Below are 18,381 nucleotides of genomic sequence, written 5' to 3'. Positions count from 1 at the left end.
CGGATTTCGCTACGACACGCCCCAGAGCTTCTTGAACTGCTCCTGGTAGTCGACGACCGTCGGGAACGTGTCCTCGGCGGGCGCGTTGTCCTTCGTGATGTACCACGACGGCAGCGGGATCTCGGCGGGGAAATCCTGCTTGTTGAAGTACCGCGCCAGCGTGTCGACGATGCCCCACATGGACTCGGGGCCCGAGCCGTTGAGGCTGACGAGATCGCCCTTGCGGATGTCGGGCATGTTCGCGGCGCCCGGCTCCTGGGTCAGCATCGGCGGCTGCTCGATGCTCGACGCGGCCAGCGCGGCGGGAATGCCGATGGCCATGTCACCGAACGCGGGCACCAGGTAGCTGGTGTCCGGGTTGGCCTGCAGCTGCGAGGCGACCTTGCCCGCCAGGTCCTTGCCGATCGACGTGACCGGAGCCATGTAGGACTTGACCGAGCAGGTGTCCGGGCACTCCTTGGCCATCTGGGCCTTCAGCGCCTTCAGCTGGAGCCCGTTGATCGGGTAGCCCGAGTCGACGAAGAAGACCTTCGCGTCACCCTCGGTGGCGTTGATGATCCAGTTGGCCTCCTGGGTGCCGATCTGCAGCTGCCGCTCCGGACCAGAGGCCATCGCGATGAAGCCCTCGGCCGGATCGGCCGGCACGGCCTCGGAGTGGCCGACGATCGGGATGTTGGCCGCCTTGGCCTGCTTGACCTCGTCGCCGAAGATCTCGTGCGGGAAGCCGCCGGTCGGGACGATCGCGTCGGGCTTCTGGCGAATCGCCTCGTCCCACGCCGCCTTGACCGTCTCGGGCGTGCCGCCCTCGTCGATCACGTTGACCTTCCAGCCCACCGCGTCCGCGGCCTCGGTCAGGTACTCACCGAGCGTCACGCAGATCGGCGCGCCGCACTGCAGGTAGGAGATCGTCTTGCCGGTCGGCGGCGGGGAGTCCAGCGGGGTGGTCTGCGGGATCTCCGTCGGGCGCACGGTCAGCTTGTCGACCTCGGCCTTGATCTCCGGGAACTTGCCGCCGGTGTCGGCAGCGGTGGTGTCGGACGTGCTTGGGGTGCTCGTCGCGGGTGTCGAGCTCGCCGAGCTCGACGTCGAGTTGTCGTCCGACGAGCCGCAGCCGACGGCTACCAGCGCCGTGGCCGCAAGCGCGACGGGAACCATCCGGGACAGCCAGGACATGTGAACGGTCTCTCCTCCGTGTGGGGCAGTGGTCGCACTGCTTGTGTGCGCGAGTAACCTGACGGCAGCTTACCGCACCTGACGTCATCTTATCCGCGCCGGAGTCGGCGGTGCAAGGTGGAACGGCAGGAGCCCGAAACCGACGAGCCGGAGGAGCGCCCGATGAAGTTCGGCATCTACCTAATCGAGTCCGCCAACGGCGTCCACCCGCCCGCGGCATCGCTGTCGGATCCGGAGTACCTGGCCGCGGTCGCGCGCGAGGCGGAGGCCGCCGGGCTGGACTCCGTGTGGATCCCCGACCACGTCGTGATCCCGGTCCAGTACGCGTCGCGCTACCCCTACCAGTCCTACGAGGACGACACGTTCGAGCGCTATCCCTGGGACGAGACCGCGTTCCCCGAGCCGGTCACCGCGCTGACCTTCATCGCCGCGGTCACCGAGCGCGTCGAGCTGTGCACCGGCGTGGTCATCCTGCCCGAGCGCAACCCCGTGTTCCTGGCCAAGCAGCTGGCCACCGTCGACCGCCTGTCCGCCGGCCGGTTGCGCCTGGGCGTCGGTATCGGCTGGCTGCGCGAGGAGTTCGACGCCGTCGGGATCCCGTGGGAGCGCCGCGGCCGGCGCACCGACGAGGCGATCGAGGCGATGCGCGCGCTGTGGACCCAGGACGAGGCCAGCTACTTCGGCGAGACCGTCGCCTTCGATCGCATCCGCTGCCGCCCGCAGCCCACGCGCCCGCAGGGCGTCCCGATCATCGTCGGCGGCCACAGCGAGGCCTCGGCCCGCCGCGCGGGCCGCCTGGGCGACGGCTTCCTGCCCATCGTCGCGTCGGGCGACAGCTTCGCCGCCGAGACCCGCCGGATGCTCGAGGTGATGCGCGAGGCGGCGCTGGAGGCCGAGCGCGATCCCGACGCGATCGAGATCTCCGGCTTCGGGGGCGAGGCGCCCGGCGACCTGGAGGCCCAGCGGGCCGCGGGCTTCGACCACGTCTTCCACTTCGTCTGCGAGCCCGACCTCGACGCCGCCCGCCGGCGCATCGAGACGATCGCGCAGCTGGCTGGCGGAGCGCGCGCATGATCGCCGCCGCCGACCTCGGCCTGGACGACGAGCAGCGCCAGGTCCAGCAGACGCTGCGCGCGTTCTTCCAGCGCGAGGCGCCCGCGGACCGGATCGCCCAGCTGGACGCCTCGGAGACCTACCCGGCCGAGATCCTGGCCGGGATGGCCGGGCTGGGCCTGTGGGGGATCGCCATCGACGAGGCCCACGGGGGCAACCCGGCCGACGCGGCCACCCGCTGCATCGTGGTCGAGGAGACCCAGCGGGCCGGCGCCTGCCTGGCCTACGCGTTCGTCCCCACCGCGCTGTTCTGCGCCGAGGCGATCGGCCAGTTCGGCACCACCGAGCAGCGCGACGCGCACCTGCCCGCGCTGGCCGCCGGCGACCTGCGCATGGCCATGGCGCTGAGCGAGCCCGACTGCGGGTCGGACCTGATGGGGCTGGCCACGCGGGCGATCCCCGACGGCGACGACCTCCTGATCCGCGGCCAGAAGATCTTCATCACCGGCGCCGACGCCGCCGACCTGCTGCTCACGCTCGTGCGCACGACGCCCGAGGCGGCCCCGCGCCACGCGCTGACCTTCGTGCTGATCCCGCGCGACGCGGCGGGCGTGACCGTCCAGCCGTTGAAGAAGATGGCCGGTCAGGCCACCCACACCTGCGAGGTGTTCCTCGACGACGTGCGCGTCCCGCGCAGCGCGATCGTCGGCGCGGTGGACGACGGCGCGCGCATCGTCATGGACCTGATGGACGCCGACCGCGTCTACACCGCCGCGCAGAGCCTGGGCACCGCGCAGGGCGCGTACGAGCTGGCCTTGCAGTACGCCCGCGAGCGCCGCCAGTTCGGGACCGAGATCATCAACCACCAGGCCGTCGGCCACATGCTGGCCGACATGGCCATGCGCCTGGCCTCGGCGCGCGCGCTCACGCGCCAGGCCGCCGACCGGCTCGACGCCGGCCTGCCCTGCCGGGCCGAGGCGGCGATGGCCAAGGTCGCCGCGTCGGAGGCGGCGACGTTCTGCGCCACCAACGGCATGCAGGTGCTCGGCGGCTACTCCTACATGGTCGAGTACGGGATGGAGCGCTACTACCGCGAGGCGAAGATCCAGGAGATCTTCGGCGGGACCAACCAGATCCTGCGCAACGTGATCGCCCGCGAGCTCAGCCGTTGACCGGCACGATGAGCTCCCGCGCGTAGCGCTCCAGCGCGGCCCGGCGCTCGTCGAGCGTGAGCCCGCCGTAGCGGCGCACGTACAGCGCGAACGGGTCGACGTGGAGCGCGTCGATTCCCAGCGCGGCCATCGCGGCGATCGCCTCGGGCGTCTTGGCCCGCGTGGCGGCGCCGACGTACTCGAACGGCCCGTCGCGCCCCTCCTGCGCCCGAACGCGCGCGACGGTCTCCAGGTGCTCGGCCGCCCGCGGCCAGCTGTTCAGCGGCGGGATCATCCCGTCGGCCAGCCGCCCGGCCCGGCGCAGCGCGGGCGGCGCATCGCCGCCCACGTAGATGCGCAGCGGCCCGCGGGCGGCCGGGCGCATGGTCACGGCCGGCACGTCGAAGAAGCGCCCGTGGTGCTCGACGCGTTCGCCGCTGCACAGCGCGCGCAGCAGCTCGATCGCCTCGTCGGTGCGCGGCCCGCGGGTGTCGAAGTCCGTGCCGAGGATCTCGAACTCCTCGCGCATCCACCCCGCGCCGACGCCGAGCACGAACCGCCCGGGATGGATCGCGTCCAGCGTGGCCACCGACTTGGCCACGATCAGCGGATCGCGCATGGCCAGCACGCACACGCCGGTGATCACCTCCAGCGCGGTGGTGGCGCCGAGGATCGCCGCCGCCGAGACGAACGGGTCGGGCCACTCGCAGTCCTCGCTCCACGGGGCCAGCCCGGTCTGCGGGTCGCCCTCGTAGGGATACGGCGTGGCGGTCTCGTGCGGGTAGACGACGTGGTCGGGCACGCTCAGGCCCGCGAACCCCAGCTCCTCGGCCAGCCGGGCGACCGGCACGAGCTGGTCGGCCGGGATGTAGGTGCCGTACAGGACGAAGCGCATCAGCCAGCGGCGAGCGCGTGCAGCGTGGTCAGCGAGACCTTGCCCGAGCTGTCGACCGGCAGCTCGGCCAGCTGGCGCACCTCGCGCGGCACCTTGTAGGCCAGCATGCGCTCGCCCGCCCAGGCGCGCAGGCCGTCGGCGTCCAGGCCGGCGGGATCGCGCACGACCACGAAGGCCACGAGCCGGTTGGTCCAGGTGTCGTCCTCGACCGCGATCACCGCCGCCTGGGCGACCAGCTCGTGCCGGCGCAGCTGGGCGGCGACCTCCTCCGTCGACACGCGGTTGCCGCCGACCTTCACGACGCTCGACGCGCGGCCCGTGATGAACAGGTAGCCGTCGGCGTCGAAGCGGCCCAGGTCGCCGGTGCGATGCCAGCCGTCGGCCGGCGGCTCGCCCAGGTAGCCGGCGTACAGGTCGGGCCCGCCGACGAGCACCTCGCCCTCCTCCCCCATCGGCATGTCGCCGTGGCCGTCCAGCGCGGCGATCCGCACCCCGCGGAACGGGATCGTGCGGCCCACCGTGCCCGGACGCTCGACGATGTCCTCGAAGCGCGCCTGGGTCAGCCGCGGGCACTCGGTCATGCCGTAGGCGCAGTAGACGCGCCCGGCGAAGCGCTCGGCCAGCACCTCGGCCGTGGGCAGGTCGAGCTTCTCGCCGCCGGTCATCAGCGCGCGCAGGCCGCGCCACCCGGGGCCGTCCAGGCCGCCGTGCTCGCGGGCCAGGCGCAGCATCGTGGGCACCAGGTAGGCGCTGGAGATGCGCTCGCGCTCCAGGAAGGCGTCGACCTCCTCGCGCGCGAACGGCGCGAACACGACGGTCGCGCGGGCCAGCAGCGCACCCATGGTCAGGGTCAGGAACGCGGCCGACGCGTAGGGCACGCACATCCAGTGGCGGTCGCCCAGGTCGATCGGGAAGCCGGCCAGGCGCAGGCACATGGCCGCGTGCAGGTCGGCGTTGCGGCTGCGCTGCACGAGCTTGGGCCGGCCGGTCGAGCCCGAGGTCAGGAAGATCGAGCCGATCGCGTCGGGGTCGGCGGCCACGGGCTCGCGCACCGGCCCGTCGCCCAATGCCTCCTGCGAGAGCGCCGGCGTCTGGCCCAAGGGCTCTCCGATCAGCGTGGTCGCGCCCGCGCGCTCCAGCACCTCGGCGACCAGGTCGTCGGGCTGGCGATGGTCGATGAGCATGGCCACGCGGCCAGCGGCCACGGCGCCGAGCACGCCGATCGTGTGGAGGATCGGATCGGCGGTGCGCACGGCGACCACGCCGTCGCCGGCGGCCAGCACGCCACCCGCGCGGAGCATCGCCTCCTCCAGCTCCCGGATGGTCAGCGTCCGGCCCTCGACCTCCAACGCCACCCAGTCCGGCTCCCCCGGCGCGGCCAGCTGCCGTACCAATGCGGTCCAGTCGTTGGGACCCACGCGCTCTCTCCTCCGCCTCAGATTCCCGATAAGCTGCCGTCAGATTATGCAGAACTCCACGCCCGTCGCCCAAGCGTCCGCGGACGTCCTCATCGTCGACGACGCCGACGGCGTCCGGCACCTCACGCTGAACCGCCCGCAGGCGCTGAACGCGTTCAGCCTCGCACTGTTCGACGGGGTACGGGGCGCCTTGCAGGAGGCGGCCGAGGATCCCGGCATCCGCTGCGTGTCGCTGACCGGCGCGGGCCGCGCGTTCACCGCCGGCTCGGACCTGTCCGACGACCCCGGCGAGCCGGATCCGCGCGGCGTCGACGTCTACGAGGCGTTCATCTCGCGGGTGGAGACGTTCCCCAAGCCGCTGGTCGTGGCGGTCAACGGGCTGGCGGTGGGCATCGGCGCGACGCTGCTCGGGCACGCCGACCTGGCCCTGGCCGGGGCCTCGGCCCGCTTCCGCGCGCCGTTCGCCAGCCTCGGCCTGGTGCCCGAAGCGGGGAGCACGGTCACGCTGCCCGCGCTGATGGGCCGCTGGGACGCCGCGCACCTGCTGTTCGCCGGCCAGTGGCTGGGCGCCGAGGCGGCGCAGACCGCCGGCCTGGTGTGGCGCGTGGTGCCCGACGAGGACCTGGCCGGTGAGACCGCGGCGGTGTGCGCGGCCATCGCCGCACAGCCGCTGGAGTCGCTGGTGGCCACCAAGCAGCTGCTGCTCGACGCGCGGCTGCCCGCGGCGCGAGCGGCACGCGAGCGCGAGGAGCGCACGTTCCGGCGGATGCTCACCGAGCCCGCGCACCTGGCCGCGCTGGCCGCGTTCCGGGAGCGCTCGTGACGCTGTTCTACACGCCCGGCGAGGCGCCGATCGACTACGCGGCCAAGCTCGGGGACCCCGGGCAGTACCCCTACACGCGGGGCACGCGCGCACCCCGGGCCCGCGCGCCCGGAGAGGGACACGACGTGATCGTGCGCGAGCTCTCGGGCGAGGGCGCGCCGCAGCGCTCCAACGAGCAGTTCCACTACCTGCTCGAGCACGGCGCCACCGGACTGGACGTGATCGGCGACACGCCGACCCAGTGCTTCCTGGACCCGGACCACCCGTACGCGCGCCATGCCGTCGGCAACCAGGGCGTGTCGGTCTGCCGCCGCGCCGACTACGTGGCGCTGTACGAAGGCATCCCGCTGGACCGCGTCAGCTGCGACCACTCGCTGCCCGGCGGGTTCGCCGCGGCCGGCCTGTTCCTGGCCGCCGAGGCCCACGGCCACGGCTCCGAGGTGCTGCGCGGCTCGGCCATCCTGCCGCCGCTGTACGCCGAGGACACCGCGTACGCATCCAACCTCCCGGTCGCGCTGCACATGCGCCTGGCCACGGACTCGATGGAGTTCTGCGCCCAGCACATGCCGAAGTTCCACGCGTTCGTCGAGGACACGTACTACATCTCCGACGGGAGCGTGGACATCGTCGACGAGATGGCGCTGGGCTTCGTCGAGCTGCGCGAGGTGGTGCGCCGGCTGCTGGCCCGCGGCGTCGACGTCGACGCGTTCGCGCCGCGCATCGCGCTGCTGGTCAACTGCCGCATGGACTTCTTCGCCGAGATCGCCAAGATCCGGGCGTCGCGGCGCCTGTACGCGCGGATGATGCGCGACGAGTTCGGCGCCAAGGACCCGCGGTCGCTGGCCATCAACGTCGCCGCCCACACCTCGGGCGCGACGATGACCGCCCAGCAGCTGCCCAACAACATCGCCCGCGGCGCGGTCCAGGCGCTGGCGCTGACGCTGGCCGGGGTGCGCGCGATGGAGATCTCGGCCTTCGACGAGGCGATCCGCACGCCGTCGCGCGACGCGCACCTGATCGGGCTGCGCACCCAGCACATGGTGCAGCTGGAGACCGGCGCCGGCGACGTGGCCGATCCGCTGGGCGGCTCCTGGTACGTCGAGGCGCTGACCGACGAGCTGGAGCAGCGCATCGAGGAGCGCGTGCAGGCGATCGAGGCGCTGGGCGACGTCGTCGAGCTGGCCGAGCAGGGGTTCTTCCGGGCCATCTTCGCCGACGCGATGGTCGAGCGGGCGCGCGAGGTGGCCGACGGGCGTCGCGCGGTGATCGGCGTCAACGTCAACGCGGTGGATCCCGCGCAGGACGGGCTGCTGCGCGACCTGGCCGAGGAGCGCATCGAGCCCGCCTACGAGCGGATCGACGAGATCCGGGCCTGGCGCGAGGCGCGCGATCACGCCGGCGTCGTCCGCGCGCTGGACGCGTTGGAGGCGGGGGCGCGAGCCGGCGACAACGTGATGCCGGGGCTGATCGAGGCACTGCGCCGCGACGCGTCGATGGGCGAGTGCATCGGCGTCCTGCGCGAGACCTACGACCGCCCGTACGACCCGCTGCGCTGCACGGAGCGGCCGCGATGAGGATCCGGGCGATCGTCACCGTCCTCGGCCTGGACCAGCACGAGGCGGGGTCGCTGGCCGTCACGCGCATCCTGCGCGACGCGGGCATCGAGGTCGTCTATCCGGGGCGCTTCCAGCTGCCGGAGACGATCGCCACCGTGGCCATGCAGGAAGACGTCGACGTCGTCGGCATCAGCGCCCACTCGTGGGAGGTCCTGCATTACGCGCGCGAGCTGGCCGACCTGCTCGGCGCCGCCGACCCGCCGATCCCGATCGTGGTCGGCGGCTCGCTGATGACCGACGGCGACCGGGCCGAGCTGCTGGCCAGCGGCATCGACGAGACCGTCGCCCCCACGGCCACCGAGGCGGAGATCGTCGACACGTTCCGCCGGCTCGCCCAGCAGCGCCGCGTCGCGTGACCGAGGGCGCGGTCTTCGACCACGCGGCCCACGCCGCGCGGCGCATCGGCGACCTGCTGGCCATCTACCGCGACCAGCTCGGCGGGACGCTCCTGTACGGCGGCGACAACGTCCGCGTCGGCTACCGCGGCGTGGTGCTCGGCTATCCGGGCGGCGGGAAGATCGAGCTGCTCGAGCCGCTGCCGGGCTCGACCTTCCTGGACAGCTTCTTCGCGCGCTCGCCGCTGGGCGGCCTGCACCACCTGACCTTCCGGGTCGACGACCTGGCCGACGCCGTCGCGCGGGCGACCGCCTCCGGGCTGCAGGTGATCGGCGAGAACCACGACGATCCCAACTGGCGCGAGGCGTTCCTGCACCCGCGCAGCGCGCACGGCACGCTGATCCAGTTCGTCCAGGCGCCGGCGGGTCACCCGGCGCGCATGGCCGAGGCTGAGCTCGCGGCGCTGCTGTCGCGCTGAGGGCGGTCCCTCGAGCGCAGCACCGTTGTCAGCTCACCGTCGCATAGCGACGCCCACCCGACAATGATCGGCCTGGAGAGCGCCGACGTGCCACGAACCGCGCTGCCGCTCCCGGGTGCGGCGCTCGCTCAGACGCCGAGGCCCTTGCCGACGATCTCCCACATGATCTCGGTGGACCCGCCGTAGATGCGCTGGACGCGTGCGTCGCGCCACTGGCGCGAGATCTCGTACTCGTCCATGTAGCCGTAGCCGCCGTGCAGCTGCAGGCAGCGGTCGGTCACGCGCCACTGCAGCTCGGTGGTCAGCGCCTTCAGGCCGGCCGCCTCGACCGCGTCCAGCGTCCCGTCGACCTCGGCCTGCACACAGCTGTCGAGGTACACGCGCGCGGCGCGCAGCTCGCTGCTCATCTGGGCCAGCGCGTGGCGGTTGACCTGGAAGCTGCCGATCGGCTGGCCGAAGGCGGTGCGGTCCTTGGCGTAGGCCAGCGTGATGGCCAGGACGTACTCGGCGCTGGCCACCGCGGCGACGGCGACGGCCAGGCGCTCGCGGGCCAGGTTGCGCATCAGGCTGCGCAGGCCGCTGCCCTCCTCCCCCAACCGGTTGGCCGCGGGCACGTGCACGTCGTCGAAGAACAGCTCGGCCGTGTCCTGGTTGTGGCGGCCGATCTTCTCCAGCTTGCGCCCGCGCCCGAAGCCCTCCATCCCGCCCTCGACGACGAGCAGGCTGAACGCGTCCGAGGCGCGCGCCTCGTCGGAGGTGCGGGCGGCGACCACGATCAGGTCGGCCTGGGTGCCCGAGCTGATGAACGTCTTGGAGCCGTTGAGCACGTAGGCGTCGCCGTCGCGCCGCGCCGTGGTGGCGATGCCGCGCAGGTCGGAGCCCGCGCCCGGCTCGCTCATGGCGATCGCGGCCAGCAGCTGGCCCGACGTGAAGCCCGGCAGCCAGCGGCGCTGCTGCTCGGCATCGGCGAGCTCGGTCAGATAGGGGCTGAGCACGTCGTTCTGGAGCATGAAGTGGTCGGGCAGCAGCCCCAGCCCACAGGTCTCCTCCAGGAGGATCGCGTTGAAGCGGTAGTCGTGGATGCCCAGCCCGCCGAGCTTCTCCGGCGCCTCGAAGCCCACGAAGCCCTGCCCGGCGGCCTTCGTCCAGAAGGCGCGGTCCAGGTGACCGTCCGCCTCCCAGCGCTCGCGGTGCGGAACCGCCTCGCGTTGGAGGAAGCCGCGCACCGCTTCGCGGAAGTCCTGGTGCTCTGGGGTGTAGATCGATCGGCCCAATGTCGTAACCTGACGGCAGCTTATCGCAAGCCGAGGATCCAAATGACCGAGCTTCGCCCCCAGTCCGACAAGCGCGTCGCGCTCTCTGAGCTGCCCACGTTGGTGCCTCCCGGCACCACCGTCGGGCTCGGCGGAGCGTGGATGGCCAACCATCCGATGGCCGCCGTGCGCGAGCTGCTGCGCGCGCGGGTCGGCGACCTGCGGATCGTCGGCTCGCTCTCGTCGATCGACGTCGAGCTGCTCATCGGCGCCGGCCTCGTGTCCGAGCTGACCTTCTCGATGGTCTCGCTGGAGGCCTACGGCCTGGCGCCCGCCTTCCGGCGCGCCGCCCAGGAGGGCACGATCACCCTGCACGAGGTCAGCGGCGTGGCCCTCAACGTCGCGCTGGACGCGGGCGCCCACCAGCTGCCCTACCTGCCGATGCGCGGCATCGGCGGCTCGCAGCTGCTCGAGGTCAGCCCCGACGCCTACGCCGCCGTCACCTGCCCGTTCACCGGCGAATCACTGCTGGCCATCCGGGCGATCAACCCCGACGTGGCGATCATCCACGTGCGCCGCGCCGACGCGTCGGGCAACTGCCAGGTCGACGGGCCGATGGCCAACGACCCGGAGCTCGCGCGCGCCGCCCGGCGCGTGATCGTCACCTGCGAGGAGATCGTGCCGCGCAGCGAGATCGCCGCCCAGCCGGCCACCACCCACATCCCCGGGTTCCTGGTCGACGCGGTCATCGAGGCGCCCTTCGGCGCGCACCCGACGTCGCACGTCCCCGCCTACGGCTTCGACGCCTGGGCGGTGATGGACTACGCCGAGACCTGGCAGGCCGGTGAGGCAGACGCCTACCTGGACACCCTGGCCGCCGAGGACGAGGCGGGCTACCGGGCCCGCGTCCTGGACGAGACCCGCCAAGAGGTGCTGCGCTCGATCGCCGCGACCTCGCCGACGCTGGACCAGGAGGGAGTCCTGTGAGCGAGCATCGCATGGAGGAGCTGATGGTCTGCCGCATCGCGGCGGACGTCGAGGACGCGGGCGTGACCGTGCTGGGCTCGTTCACGCCGCTGGCCTACGCCGCCTACATGCTGGCCAAGCTGACGACGGCGCCCGACGCGACGCTGATCGGGTTCAACGCCGTCGGCATGCCGCCGGTGCAGCTCAACCTGGCCGGCACCGAGGCGGCCGCCTACCGGGGCGCGACGTCACGTTGGACGTTCAGCCAGAGCACGCAGACGGTCCACCTCGGCCGCCGCGGCCTGGTCGAGTGCATCTCCCCCGCGCAGATCGACGGCAGCGGCGCGTTCAACGTCACCTGCATCGGCGACCACGCCCGGCCCAAGGTGCGCCTGCCCGGCGGCGCCGGCTCACCCGAGGTGGTCCAGCACTACCGCCGGATCCTGCTCTACGTCGGCACCCACGACACGCGCACGCTGGTCGAGCAGGTCGACTTCCGCACCGGTCAGCGCAAGCCCCTGGACGACGACGCGCGCGCGGCCGAAGGGCTGCTGACCGGACCGGTCCGGGTGATCACGCCGCTGGCCGTGCTGCGCAAGGACCACGCCGACCGACCGTTCGCGATCGAGACCCTGCACCGGGGCGTCAGCGCCGACGAGGTGGTGCAGCGCACGGGCTTCGCGCTCGACGTCCCCGCCGACATTCCGATGACCGCCGAGCCGACCGCGGGCCAGCTCGCGCTTCTGCGCGACCGCATCGACCCATGGGGCACGATCCGCTTTGACTTCATGAACGCTCGAGATCGCCGCACCTATCTGCGCGAGCTGCTGGACGCGGAGTGGGAGCGAGCGCGTGCGTCTGCAACCAGTGCGAAGATAACCCCGTTCAACGGTCCAGCCTGACGAACGAACATCGCCTCGAGCCTCGACATAGAGACCCTTCCGACCCGAGACGCCCTGCTCAAAGCGGGGCGTCGGGCCTTTGCCGAACGCGGCTACGCGGGCGCACGTCTGGCCGACATCTCCGGCTACGCGAGCCTGACCACGGGCGCGTTCTACCGCCACTTCCCCAGCAAGCTGGACTTCTTCCGCTCGCTGTTCGACGACTACGGCGCCGACCTGCGCGCGGGCCTGGCCGGCGCCAAGACCTTCCGCGGCCAGCTGGTGGCCTGGATGGAGGTCGCCCGCGAGCACCGCGGCGTGATCCGCGCCGTGCAGGAGCTGGCCCGGGCCGGCACCACCGAGGCCGAGACGCGCCGCGTCCTGCGCGCCGACGTGGCCGACCTGCTGGCCGCCAAGCTGGGCACGCTGATCGAGATCGACGACCTGCACGAGGCGTCGCTGCTGATCTCCGACGTGGTCAACCAGTACGTGCTCATGGAGGCCGCCGGGTGGCTGCCCGAGCGCGATCTGCAGGTCGTCGCCGCGCAGGTCGAGCGGCTGGCGCTGATGGGGCTCTACCGGCGATGACCGCGCCCAGCAAGGGCCCGATCGCCTGGTCGCCCGCGCCCGGGCGCTCCGACGCGACGTCGGCCCGCGGGCAGCGCACGCGCAGCCGCATCCTGCGCTCGGCCATGACGGTGTTCGGCAAGAAGGGGTTCGCCGACACGACGATCCTCGACATCGCCGAGAACGCGGGCATGGCCTCGGGCACCGTCTATCAGTACTTCGAGGACAAGAGCGACGTCTTCCGCTGCCTGCTGCAGGACCTGACCCAGCGTCTGCACCGCGAGACGCGCATGCCCGCCGACGACGGTGGCCGGCTGATCGTGCGCGACAGCGTGCTGGCCTACCTGGCCGTGTACCGCGAGTACGCGCCGATCTTCCGGGCCTGGTGGGAGCTGCTGGAGCCGCGCACCGAGTTCACCGACGCGTGGATGGCCCTGCACAACAAGTCGCGCAGCGAGATGGTCCGGGTGATCGAGGACGGCAAGCAGCGCGGCATGATCGACGCGAAGGTCGACACGGAGATCACCGCCGACCTCGTGGTCGCCGCCTTCGAGCGGCCCGTCTACACGAAGATCGTGCTGGGCTGGGACGACCACTCCGACGAGGAGCTGGCCGACCTCATGAGCCGGCTGCTCGGCACCGGGCTGGGCGGCGTCGGCGGCTCATAGTCCGGGCTGCGCGGCGGCCCAGGCGGGCCGCGACAGCAACCCGTCGCGCAGCGCGCGCAGGCGCGGCCGGGTGCTCAGGTCGATGCCGCCGGGCCCGAAGCGGTGCAGCACCGGGGCGATCGCGCAGTCGGCGATCGTGAAGCGGCCGAGCACGGTGAAGTCGTCGCCGACCACGCGCTCGAGCAGGTCGATCTCGCCGGCCACCGCGGCGGCCGCCTCGGCCGCGGCGGCGGGATCGGCGCGCGCCGGGTCGAAGCCGTCGGCCAGCGCCCAGCCCAGCGCGGGCGCCTCGACGCGGAACAGCGCGCTGCGCAGTCGCGTGTTGAAGCGCTCCAGGAACTCGTCGACCACGGCCCGCTCGCGCGCGTCGTCGGGGTACAGGTCGGTGCGGCCCGCGCGGGTGGCCAGGTAGCGCAGGATCGCGTGCGACTCGCTGACCACCAGGCCGTCGTCCTCGAGCGTCGGGATCCCGCCGATCGGGTTCAGCGCCAGGTAGGCCTGCGGCCGGGGGCGGTCCATCGAGATCGGCTGGATCTCGTAGTCCAGGCCCAGCTCCGCCGCCAGGAAGCGGATCTTCAGGGCGTTGGAGGAGTCGGGGTTGCTCCACAGCGTGGGCGTCATCGCAGGAACTCCAGGTGGTATCGGTCGAACTCCGCGGGGGTCTCCCACTGCGGCCAGTGTCCCGCGCCGTCGATGCACACGAGCCGTGCGCCGGGGATCCAGCGCTCCAGCAGGCGGCCCTCGTCGATCGTGCCGGTCGGATCGTCCGACGTCCAGATGATCAGCGTCGGCGCCGTGATCCGCCCCGTCCAGCGCGCGTCCCAGGCGTAGCGGGCGCGCGTCTCGGGCTCCTGCAGCACCAGCACGTCGCCCATGCGCTCCAGCGCTCCCGGCCGGGAGTAGATGGCCAGCCGCACGTCGACGAGCTCCTCGGTGACGAGGTGGCGGTTCTCGGGCGCGAACAGCCACTCCAGCCGCGCGCGCACCGTCTCCCGCGACGCCTCGGCGACGGCGCGCATGGTCGTCTCACGCACCGTGGCCATCGTCTCCGGCTTGCTGGTCACGTTGCCCGGCGTGGTCAGGACCAGGCGGTCGACGCGGTCGGGGTCGTGCGCGGCCACCCAGGCGGCCACCCATCCACCGAGCGACTCGCCCGACAGGTGCGCGCACTCCAGACCCAGCGCGTCCATCAGCGCGGCCAGGTGCTCGGCGTAGACATCGAGCGTGTACGGCTGACCCGGCCCGTCGGAGAAGCCGTGACCGGGCAGGTCGTAGGCGATCACGCGGAAGTGCTCGCTCAGCGCGGCCAGGTTGCGCAGGTAGGCCTCGGCGTGCCCGCCAGTGCCGTGCAGGAGCACCAGCGGCGGTCCCGCGCCGGCCTCGACGACGCGCGTGTCGACCCCGGCCGCGGGGACGAACGACTGGCGCAGCGGCGTGCGCATCAGCTGCGGCCACAGGGCGGGAGCGCTCACCGCGGCCAGCCGTCCTCGATCAGCGGGTTCGTCTCGTGGAACAGCTCGGGCGGCGGGTCGCCCCACCACGAGTGGCCCTGGCGCGCGTAGTCATCGGGGCGCCACAGCAGCGGCGGGCGGTCCAGGTCGCGCGAGTAGTCGCCGTTGTAGAGCTCGAGGCGGTTGCCGTCGGGGTCGCGGATGTACATCGCGAACGCGTTGGTCGCGCCGTGGCGGCTGGGACCGAACTCGAGCTGGCCCTGCTGGCGGGCGTCGCCCAGGATGTCCGCGGCGCGCAGCAGGTGGCCCGGCTCGGCCACCGCGTAGGCGATGTGGTGGAAGGCCGTGGCCTCGTTGCTGCCCAGCGCCACGTCGTGCGAGCGCGTCTGCCGCCGCAGCCACGCGATACGCGGGTGGCCGGCGTCGTCCAGCCAGTACTCCGACGGCGAGAAGCCCAGCGTCTGCGTCCAGTAGCCCAGCGCGTCCGGGACCGACGGGACGCGCAGGCTGACGTGGTCCAGGCGCGCGGGCGGCACCCCCATGTGTCCGCGCCGCATCGGCATCAGCAGGCGGCCGTCGACGTAGGGGTCGATCTCGGTGAAGTCGTGGAAGAACTCCAGCGCGTGCCCGTCGGGGCTGCGCACGCGCAGCGCCTCCCCCTGGCCGGGCTCGACGTCGGCACCGACCCGCTGCGTCGGCAGCCCGAGCGCGCGGTGGGTGGCCTCCAGCGCGTCGAGGTCCGCGGGATCGGACACGCGGAACGCGCTGTGCACCAGGCCGCCTCCGCGGTCTTCGCGCAGCTTGAGGCTCCAGGCGTCGAACTCCTCGGCGCCTCGCAGGTAGACGGCGTCGGCGTCGGCCTCGGCCTCGTGGAAGCCGAGCAGGTCGACGTAGAAGGCGCGGGCGCGGGACAGGTCGGCCACGCCCACTTCGACGTGGGCCAGGCGCAGGATCATGACGTGACCTCGAAGCGGAGGGACAGGGACGGGAGACCCGGGCTGGACAGCGTGAACGCGTCGCCGGCCCGGGCCGGCACGGCACCGCCGAAGGACCCCGACAGCACGATGTCGCCCGCGGCGATGCCCTCGCCGAAGGCCGACAGCCGACGGGCCAGCCACGCGACGGCGGTCAGCGGCGACCCGAGCACGGCCGCCCCGGTCTCGCTGACCAGCACCTCGTCGCCGCGGGCCAACTGGAACGGCACGGCCGGCAGGTCGGCGTCCAGCAGCGCGTCGGACCACGCGCCGGTGACGAACCCGCCGAAGGACGCGTTGTCGGCCACGGTGTCGACCAGCGCGATGCGCCAGTCGGCGATGCGGCTGTCGACGATCTCGATGGCCAGCGCGGCCGCCGAGGCGGCGGCCAGCACGTCGGCCTCGTCGACGTCGGAGCCGCGCAGGTCGCGCTCCATCAGGAAGGCGACCTCGCCCTCGACCCGCGGTTGGATGAAGGTCTCGTGGGGCAGCACCGGGCCGTCGAAGCGCCGCGAGGCCCACAGGTCGCCGAAGTCGGGCTCGGCGACGCCCATCTGACGCTGCATCCCGGGGCTGGTCAGGCCGATCTTGCGCCCGACGCGCGTGTCGCCGGCCTCGACCCGCCGGCGCGCCCAGGCCTGCTGCACCGCGTAGGCCTCCTCGACGCTGTCCAGCTCTCCGGCCTCGCCGAGCGGCGGGATCGTCGTGCGCTGGGTCCAGGCCGCGTCGAGGCGCTCGGCCAGCCGATGGACGTCAGGCATCGCGCAGGCTGAGCGCCACGTCGATGATCATGTCCTCTTGGCCGCCCACGTACCGGCGGCGGCCGACCTCCGCGAGGATCTCGTGGGCCGGGACGCCGTAGCGCTCCTCGGCGCGCTCGGCGTGGATCAGGAAGCTCGAGTACGCGCCGGCGTGGCCGAGCATGATCGAGCTGCGGTCCATCACCGGCTCGCGCAGCATGATCGGCCGCATCACCTCCTCGGCCACCGCCAGGATGGCCGGCAGGTCGATGCCGGTCTGCACGCCGAGGCGGTCGAACACCGCGACCAGCACCTCGGTCGGCGAGTTGCCCGCACCGGCGCCCAGCGCGCGCACCGAGCCGTCGATGCTGGCCGCGCCCGCGCGCTGCGCGAGGATCGAGTTGGCCACGCCGAGCGCGAGGTTGTTGTGCCCGTGGTAGCCCACGCGCGCCTCGTCGCCCACCGCGTCGAGGATCGCCGCGACCCGGTCGGAGGCCTCGTCGAGGATCAGCGCGCCGGCGGAGTCCACGACGTTGACCGTCTGGCAGCCGGCGTCGACCATGATCTGCGCCTGGCGGGCCAGCTCGGCCGGCGGCGCCATGTGGCTGAGCATCAGGAAGCCCGCGGTCTGCATGCCCAGCTCGCGGGCCATGCCGAAGTGCTGGATGGCCACGTCGGCCTCGGTGCAGTGCGTGGCCACGCGGACCACGGCGGCGCCGGCGTCGCGGGCCCGGCGCAGGTCGGCCACCGTGCCGATGCCGGGCACCAGCAGCACCGCGATGCGGGCCTGGGTGGCGGCGTCGACCGCGGCGGCGATCAGCTCGAGCTCGTCGACGGCCGAGAAGCCGTAGTTGAACGTCGAGCCGGCCAGGCCGTCGCCGTGGGTGACCTCGATGATCGGCACGCCGGCGGCGTCCAGCCCCGCGACCACGGCGCGCACCTGCTCGACCGTGAACCGATGCGACATCGCATGGCTGCCGTCGCGCAGGCTGGTGTCGACGATCTCGACCTGGCTCATGCGCTCACCGCCGCCCGGCGGCCGGCGGCCAGCCGCTCGCCCACCGCGGCGGCCGCCGCGGTCATCACGTCGAGGTTGCCGGCGTAGCGGGGCAGGTAGTCGCCCGCGCCCTCGACCTCGAGCAGGACGGTCACGCGCGCGTTGCCGTCCCAGTCGGGGCGCGGCTCGTCGAACTGCGGCTCGGCCACCATCCGGTAGCCGGGCACGTAGGCGGCGACCTCGTCGACCATGGCCACGACCGACGCGGTGATCGCGTCGCGATCGGCGTCGGGCGCGATCGCCGCGTAGACGGTGTCGCGCATCAGCAGCGGCGGCTCGGCCGGGTTGAGCACGATCACCGCACGGCCGCGGCGCGCACCGCCGACCAGCTCCACGCCGCGGGCGGTGGTCTGCGTGAACTCGTCGATGTTGGCCCGCGTGCCGGGGCCGGCCGAGCGCGACGAGACGGAGGCGACGATCTCGGCGTAGGGCACGGCGGTCACGCGGCTGACCGCCGCGACGATCGGGATCGTGGCCTGGCCACCGCAGGAGATGAGGTTCAGATCGGGCGCGTCCAGATGCTCGCCCAGGTTGACGACCGGCACGACGAACGGCCCGATCGCCGCCGGCGTCAGGTCGACGGACTGGATGCCCGCGGCCTCCAGCTGGGGTGCGTGCACGCGGTGCGCCGACGCCGACGTGGCGTCGAACGCGAGCTGCGGCAGGCGCGGCTGAGCCAGCAGCCAGTCCAGTCCCTCAGCCGACGTCTCGATGCCCTGGGCGCGGGCCCGGGCCAGTCCGTCGGACTGCGGATCGACGCCGACCATCCAGCGCAGATCCATCGTCTGACTGCGCAGCAGCTTGGCAGCCAGGTCGGTGCCGATGTTGCCGCTGCCGATGATCGCGACCTCGATCCGACGCAAACCGTTTTGTCCTTCCAC

At 72.8% G+C, this 18,381-nt stretch carries 20 protein-coding genes and 1 pseudogene; 11 read left to right on the top strand and 10 right to left on the bottom strand.

Translation table 11 applies throughout. The features are described from left to right. Positions 1-9 precede the first annotated feature (9 nt). Positions 10-1,173, bottom strand: coding sequence for a sugar ABC transporter substrate-binding protein (locus ACZ5UI_RS01585; RefSeq protein WP_464193532.1), 1,164 nt, complete (start codon positions 1,171-1,173; stop codon positions 10-12). A gap of 162 nt (positions 1,174-1,335) precedes the next feature. Between ACZ5UI_RS01585 and ACZ5UI_RS01580 the strand changes: the two genes are divergently transcribed. Both ACZ5UI_RS01580 and ACZ5UI_RS01575 read left to right on the top strand, forming a co-directional pair. Beyond that, a complete protein-coding gene (locus ACZ5UI_RS01580; RefSeq protein WP_464193530.1) occupies positions 1,336-2,247 on the top strand; it encodes an LLM class F420-dependent oxidoreductase in 912 nt (303 codons plus the stop codon). Next, positions 2,244-3,398, top strand: coding sequence for an acyl-CoA dehydrogenase family protein (locus ACZ5UI_RS01575; protein WP_464193528.1), 1,155 nt, complete (start codon positions 2,244-2,246; stop codon positions 3,396-3,398). Before ACZ5UI_RS01580 ends, ACZ5UI_RS01575 begins: the two co-directional genes overlap by 4 nt. Here the strand turns inward: ACZ5UI_RS01575 and ACZ5UI_RS01570 are convergent. Continuing rightward, a complete protein-coding gene (locus ACZ5UI_RS01570) occupies positions 3,388-4,272 on the bottom strand; it encodes a TIGR03619 family F420-dependent LLM class oxidoreductase (protein WP_464193526.1) in 885 nt (294 codons plus the stop codon). The two genes, ACZ5UI_RS01575 and ACZ5UI_RS01570, sit on opposite strands and share 11 nt — an antisense overlap. Further along, positions 4,272-5,690 (bottom strand): class I adenylate-forming enzyme family protein, encoded by a 1,419-nt coding sequence (locus ACZ5UI_RS01565; RefSeq protein ID WP_464193524.1) that lies wholly within the window; start codon positions 5,688-5,690, stop codon positions 4,272-4,274. The genes ACZ5UI_RS01570 and ACZ5UI_RS01565 overlap by 1 nt, the downstream gene beginning before the upstream one ends. A 46-nt stretch (positions 5,691-5,736) precedes the next feature. On the opposite strand from ACZ5UI_RS01565, the gene ACZ5UI_RS01560 reads away from it, so the two are divergent. From ACZ5UI_RS01560 to ACZ5UI_RS01545, 4 genes are read left to right on the top strand one after another with little or no spacing between them, the layout of a single operon-like run. After that, the gene (locus tag ACZ5UI_RS01560) at positions 5,737-6,513 is read left to right on the top strand and encodes an enoyl-CoA hydratase-related protein (protein ID WP_464193522.1); all 777 of its coding nucleotides are present in this window, start codon (positions 5,737-5,739) and stop codon (positions 6,511-6,513) included. After that, positions 6,510-8,087, top strand: coding sequence for a methylmalonyl-CoA mutase family protein (locus tag ACZ5UI_RS01555; protein ID WP_464193520.1), 1,578 nt, complete (start codon positions 6,510-6,512; stop codon positions 8,085-8,087). Before ACZ5UI_RS01560 ends, ACZ5UI_RS01555 begins: the two co-directional genes overlap by 4 nt. Next, positions 8,084-8,485, top strand: coding sequence for a cobalamin B12-binding domain-containing protein (locus tag ACZ5UI_RS01550; protein WP_464193518.1), 402 nt, complete (start codon positions 8,084-8,086; stop codon positions 8,483-8,485). Before ACZ5UI_RS01555 ends, ACZ5UI_RS01550 begins: the two co-directional genes overlap by 4 nt. After that, positions 8,482-8,943, top strand: coding sequence for a VOC family protein (locus tag ACZ5UI_RS01545; RefSeq protein WP_464193516.1), 462 nt, complete (start codon positions 8,482-8,484; stop codon positions 8,941-8,943). The genes ACZ5UI_RS01550 and ACZ5UI_RS01545 overlap by 4 nt, the downstream gene beginning before the upstream one ends. A 128-nt stretch (positions 8,944-9,071) precedes the next feature. On the opposite strand, the gene ACZ5UI_RS01540 is transcribed toward ACZ5UI_RS01545, so the two are convergent. Then, positions 9,072-10,217: an acyl-CoA dehydrogenase family protein gene (locus ACZ5UI_RS01540; protein WP_464193514.1), complete on the bottom strand. Its 1,146-nt coding sequence runs from the start codon at positions 10,215-10,217 to the stop codon at positions 9,072-9,074. Positions 10,218-10,259: 42 nt separating this feature from the next. Between ACZ5UI_RS01540 and ACZ5UI_RS01535 the strand changes: the two genes are divergently transcribed. The 5 genes and pseudogenes from ACZ5UI_RS01535 to ACZ5UI_RS01515 all read left to right on the top strand — a co-directional run bounded on the left by ACZ5UI_RS01535 (position 10,260) and on the right by ACZ5UI_RS01515 (position 13,278). Next, positions 10,260-11,183 carry a CoA transferase subunit A gene (locus ACZ5UI_RS01535; protein ID WP_464193512.1) on the top strand — a complete coding sequence of 308 codons (924 nt, stop codon included), beginning with the start codon at positions 10,260-10,262 and terminating at the stop codon, positions 11,181-11,183. Further along, complete coding sequence (locus ACZ5UI_RS01530) at positions 11,180-12,064, top strand: CoA-transferase (RefSeq protein ID WP_464193510.1); 885 nt, start codon at positions 11,180-11,182, stop codon at positions 12,062-12,064. Before ACZ5UI_RS01535 ends, ACZ5UI_RS01530 begins: the two co-directional genes overlap by 4 nt. A 9-nt stretch (positions 12,065-12,073) precedes the next feature. Beyond that, positions 12,074-12,196, top strand: a pseudogene (locus ACZ5UI_RS01525) (hypothetical protein); the annotation flags it as partial. A 129-nt stretch (positions 12,197-12,325) separates the two neighbouring features. After that, complete coding sequence (locus ACZ5UI_RS01520) at positions 12,326-12,631, top strand: hypothetical protein (protein ID WP_464193508.1); 306 nt, start codon at positions 12,326-12,328, stop codon at positions 12,629-12,631. Beyond that, entirely contained in the window at positions 12,628-13,278 is a 651-nt protein-coding gene (locus ACZ5UI_RS01515) for a TetR/AcrR family transcriptional regulator (RefSeq protein WP_464193506.1), read from the top strand. Before ACZ5UI_RS01520 ends, ACZ5UI_RS01515 begins: the two co-directional genes overlap by 4 nt. Here the strand turns inward: ACZ5UI_RS01515 and ACZ5UI_RS01510 are convergent. From ACZ5UI_RS01510 to ACZ5UI_RS01485, 6 genes are read right to left on the bottom strand one after another with little or no spacing between them, the layout of a single operon-like run. After that, positions 13,273-13,899 carry a glutathione S-transferase family protein gene (locus tag ACZ5UI_RS01510; RefSeq protein WP_464193504.1) on the bottom strand — a complete coding sequence of 209 codons (627 nt, stop codon included), beginning with the start codon at positions 13,897-13,899 and terminating at the stop codon, positions 13,273-13,275. The two genes, ACZ5UI_RS01515 and ACZ5UI_RS01510, sit on opposite strands and share 6 nt — an antisense overlap. Further along, a complete protein-coding gene (locus ACZ5UI_RS01505; protein ID WP_464193502.1) occupies positions 13,896-14,750 on the bottom strand; it encodes an alpha/beta fold hydrolase in 855 nt (284 codons plus the stop codon). The genes ACZ5UI_RS01510 and ACZ5UI_RS01505 overlap by 4 nt, the downstream gene beginning before the upstream one ends. Then, positions 14,747-15,685, bottom strand: a complete 939-nt coding sequence (locus ACZ5UI_RS01500; RefSeq protein ID WP_464193500.1) for a VOC family protein — start codon at positions 15,683-15,685, stop codon at positions 14,747-14,749. The genes ACZ5UI_RS01505 and ACZ5UI_RS01500 overlap by 4 nt, the downstream gene beginning before the upstream one ends. After that, positions 15,682-16,464: a 2-keto-4-pentenoate hydratase gene (locus ACZ5UI_RS01495; protein WP_464193498.1), complete on the bottom strand. Its 783-nt coding sequence runs from the start codon at positions 16,462-16,464 to the stop codon at positions 15,682-15,684. The genes ACZ5UI_RS01500 and ACZ5UI_RS01495 overlap by 4 nt, the downstream gene beginning before the upstream one ends. Next, entirely contained in the window at positions 16,457-17,461 is a 1,005-nt protein-coding gene (gene dmpG, locus ACZ5UI_RS01490) for a 4-hydroxy-2-oxovalerate aldolase (RefSeq protein ID WP_464193496.1), read from the bottom strand. Before dmpG ends, ACZ5UI_RS01495 begins: the two co-directional genes overlap by 8 nt. Then, complete coding sequence (locus ACZ5UI_RS01485) at positions 17,458-18,363, bottom strand: acetaldehyde dehydrogenase (acetylating) (protein WP_464193494.1); 906 nt, start codon at positions 18,361-18,363, stop codon at positions 17,458-17,460. Before ACZ5UI_RS01485 ends, dmpG begins: the two co-directional genes overlap by 4 nt. Between the last annotated feature and the right edge of the window lie 18 nt (positions 18,364-18,381).

This window comes from Conexibacter sp. JCM 18997 (genome assembly GCF_055391915.1).
The sequence above is the reverse complement of the archived record's forward strand: the minus strand, read 5'-3'. Positions and strand labels throughout refer to the sequence as shown.

Excerpts from the sequence above, each read along its gene's own strand:
- ACZ5UI_RS01585 (WP_464193532.1), bottom strand. The coding sequence starts at position 1,173 with ATGTCCTGGCTGTCCCGGATGGTTCCCGTCGCGCTTGCGGCCACGGCG.
- ACZ5UI_RS01560 (WP_464193522.1), top strand. The coding sequence starts at position 5,737 with ATGCAGAACTCCACGCCCGTCGCCCAAGCGTCCGCGGACGTCCTCATC.
- dmpG (WP_464193496.1), bottom strand. The coding sequence starts at position 17,461 with ATGAGCCAGGTCGAGATCGTCGACACCAGCCTGCGCGACGGCAGCCAT.
- ACZ5UI_RS01495 (WP_464193498.1), bottom strand. The coding sequence starts at position 16,464 with ATGCCTGACGTCCATCGGCTGGCCGAGCGCCTCGACGCGGCCTGGACC.
- ACZ5UI_RS01570 (WP_464193526.1), bottom strand. The coding sequence starts at position 4,272 with ATGCGCTTCGTCCTGTACGGCACCTACATCCCGGCCGACCAGCTCGTG.
- ACZ5UI_RS01575 (WP_464193528.1), top strand. The coding sequence starts at position 2,244 with ATGATCGCCGCCGCCGACCTCGGCCTGGACGACGAGCAGCGCCAGGTC.
- ACZ5UI_RS01510 (WP_464193504.1), bottom strand. The coding sequence starts at position 13,899 with ATGACGCCCACGCTGTGGAGCAACCCCGACTCCTCCAACGCCCTGAAG.
- ACZ5UI_RS01500 (WP_464193500.1), bottom strand. The coding sequence starts at position 15,685 with ATGATCCTGCGCCTGGCCCACGTCGAAGTGGGCGTGGCCGACCTGTCC.
- ACZ5UI_RS01580 (WP_464193530.1), top strand. The coding sequence starts at position 1,336 with ATGAAGTTCGGCATCTACCTAATCGAGTCCGCCAACGGCGTCCACCCG.
- ACZ5UI_RS01515 (WP_464193506.1), top strand. The coding sequence starts at position 12,628 with ATGACCGCGCCCAGCAAGGGCCCGATCGCCTGGTCGCCCGCGCCCGGG.
- ACZ5UI_RS01550 (WP_464193518.1), top strand. The coding sequence starts at position 8,084 with ATGAGGATCCGGGCGATCGTCACCGTCCTCGGCCTGGACCAGCACGAG.
- ACZ5UI_RS01535 (WP_464193512.1), top strand. The coding sequence starts at position 10,260 with ATGACCGAGCTTCGCCCCCAGTCCGACAAGCGCGTCGCGCTCTCTGAG.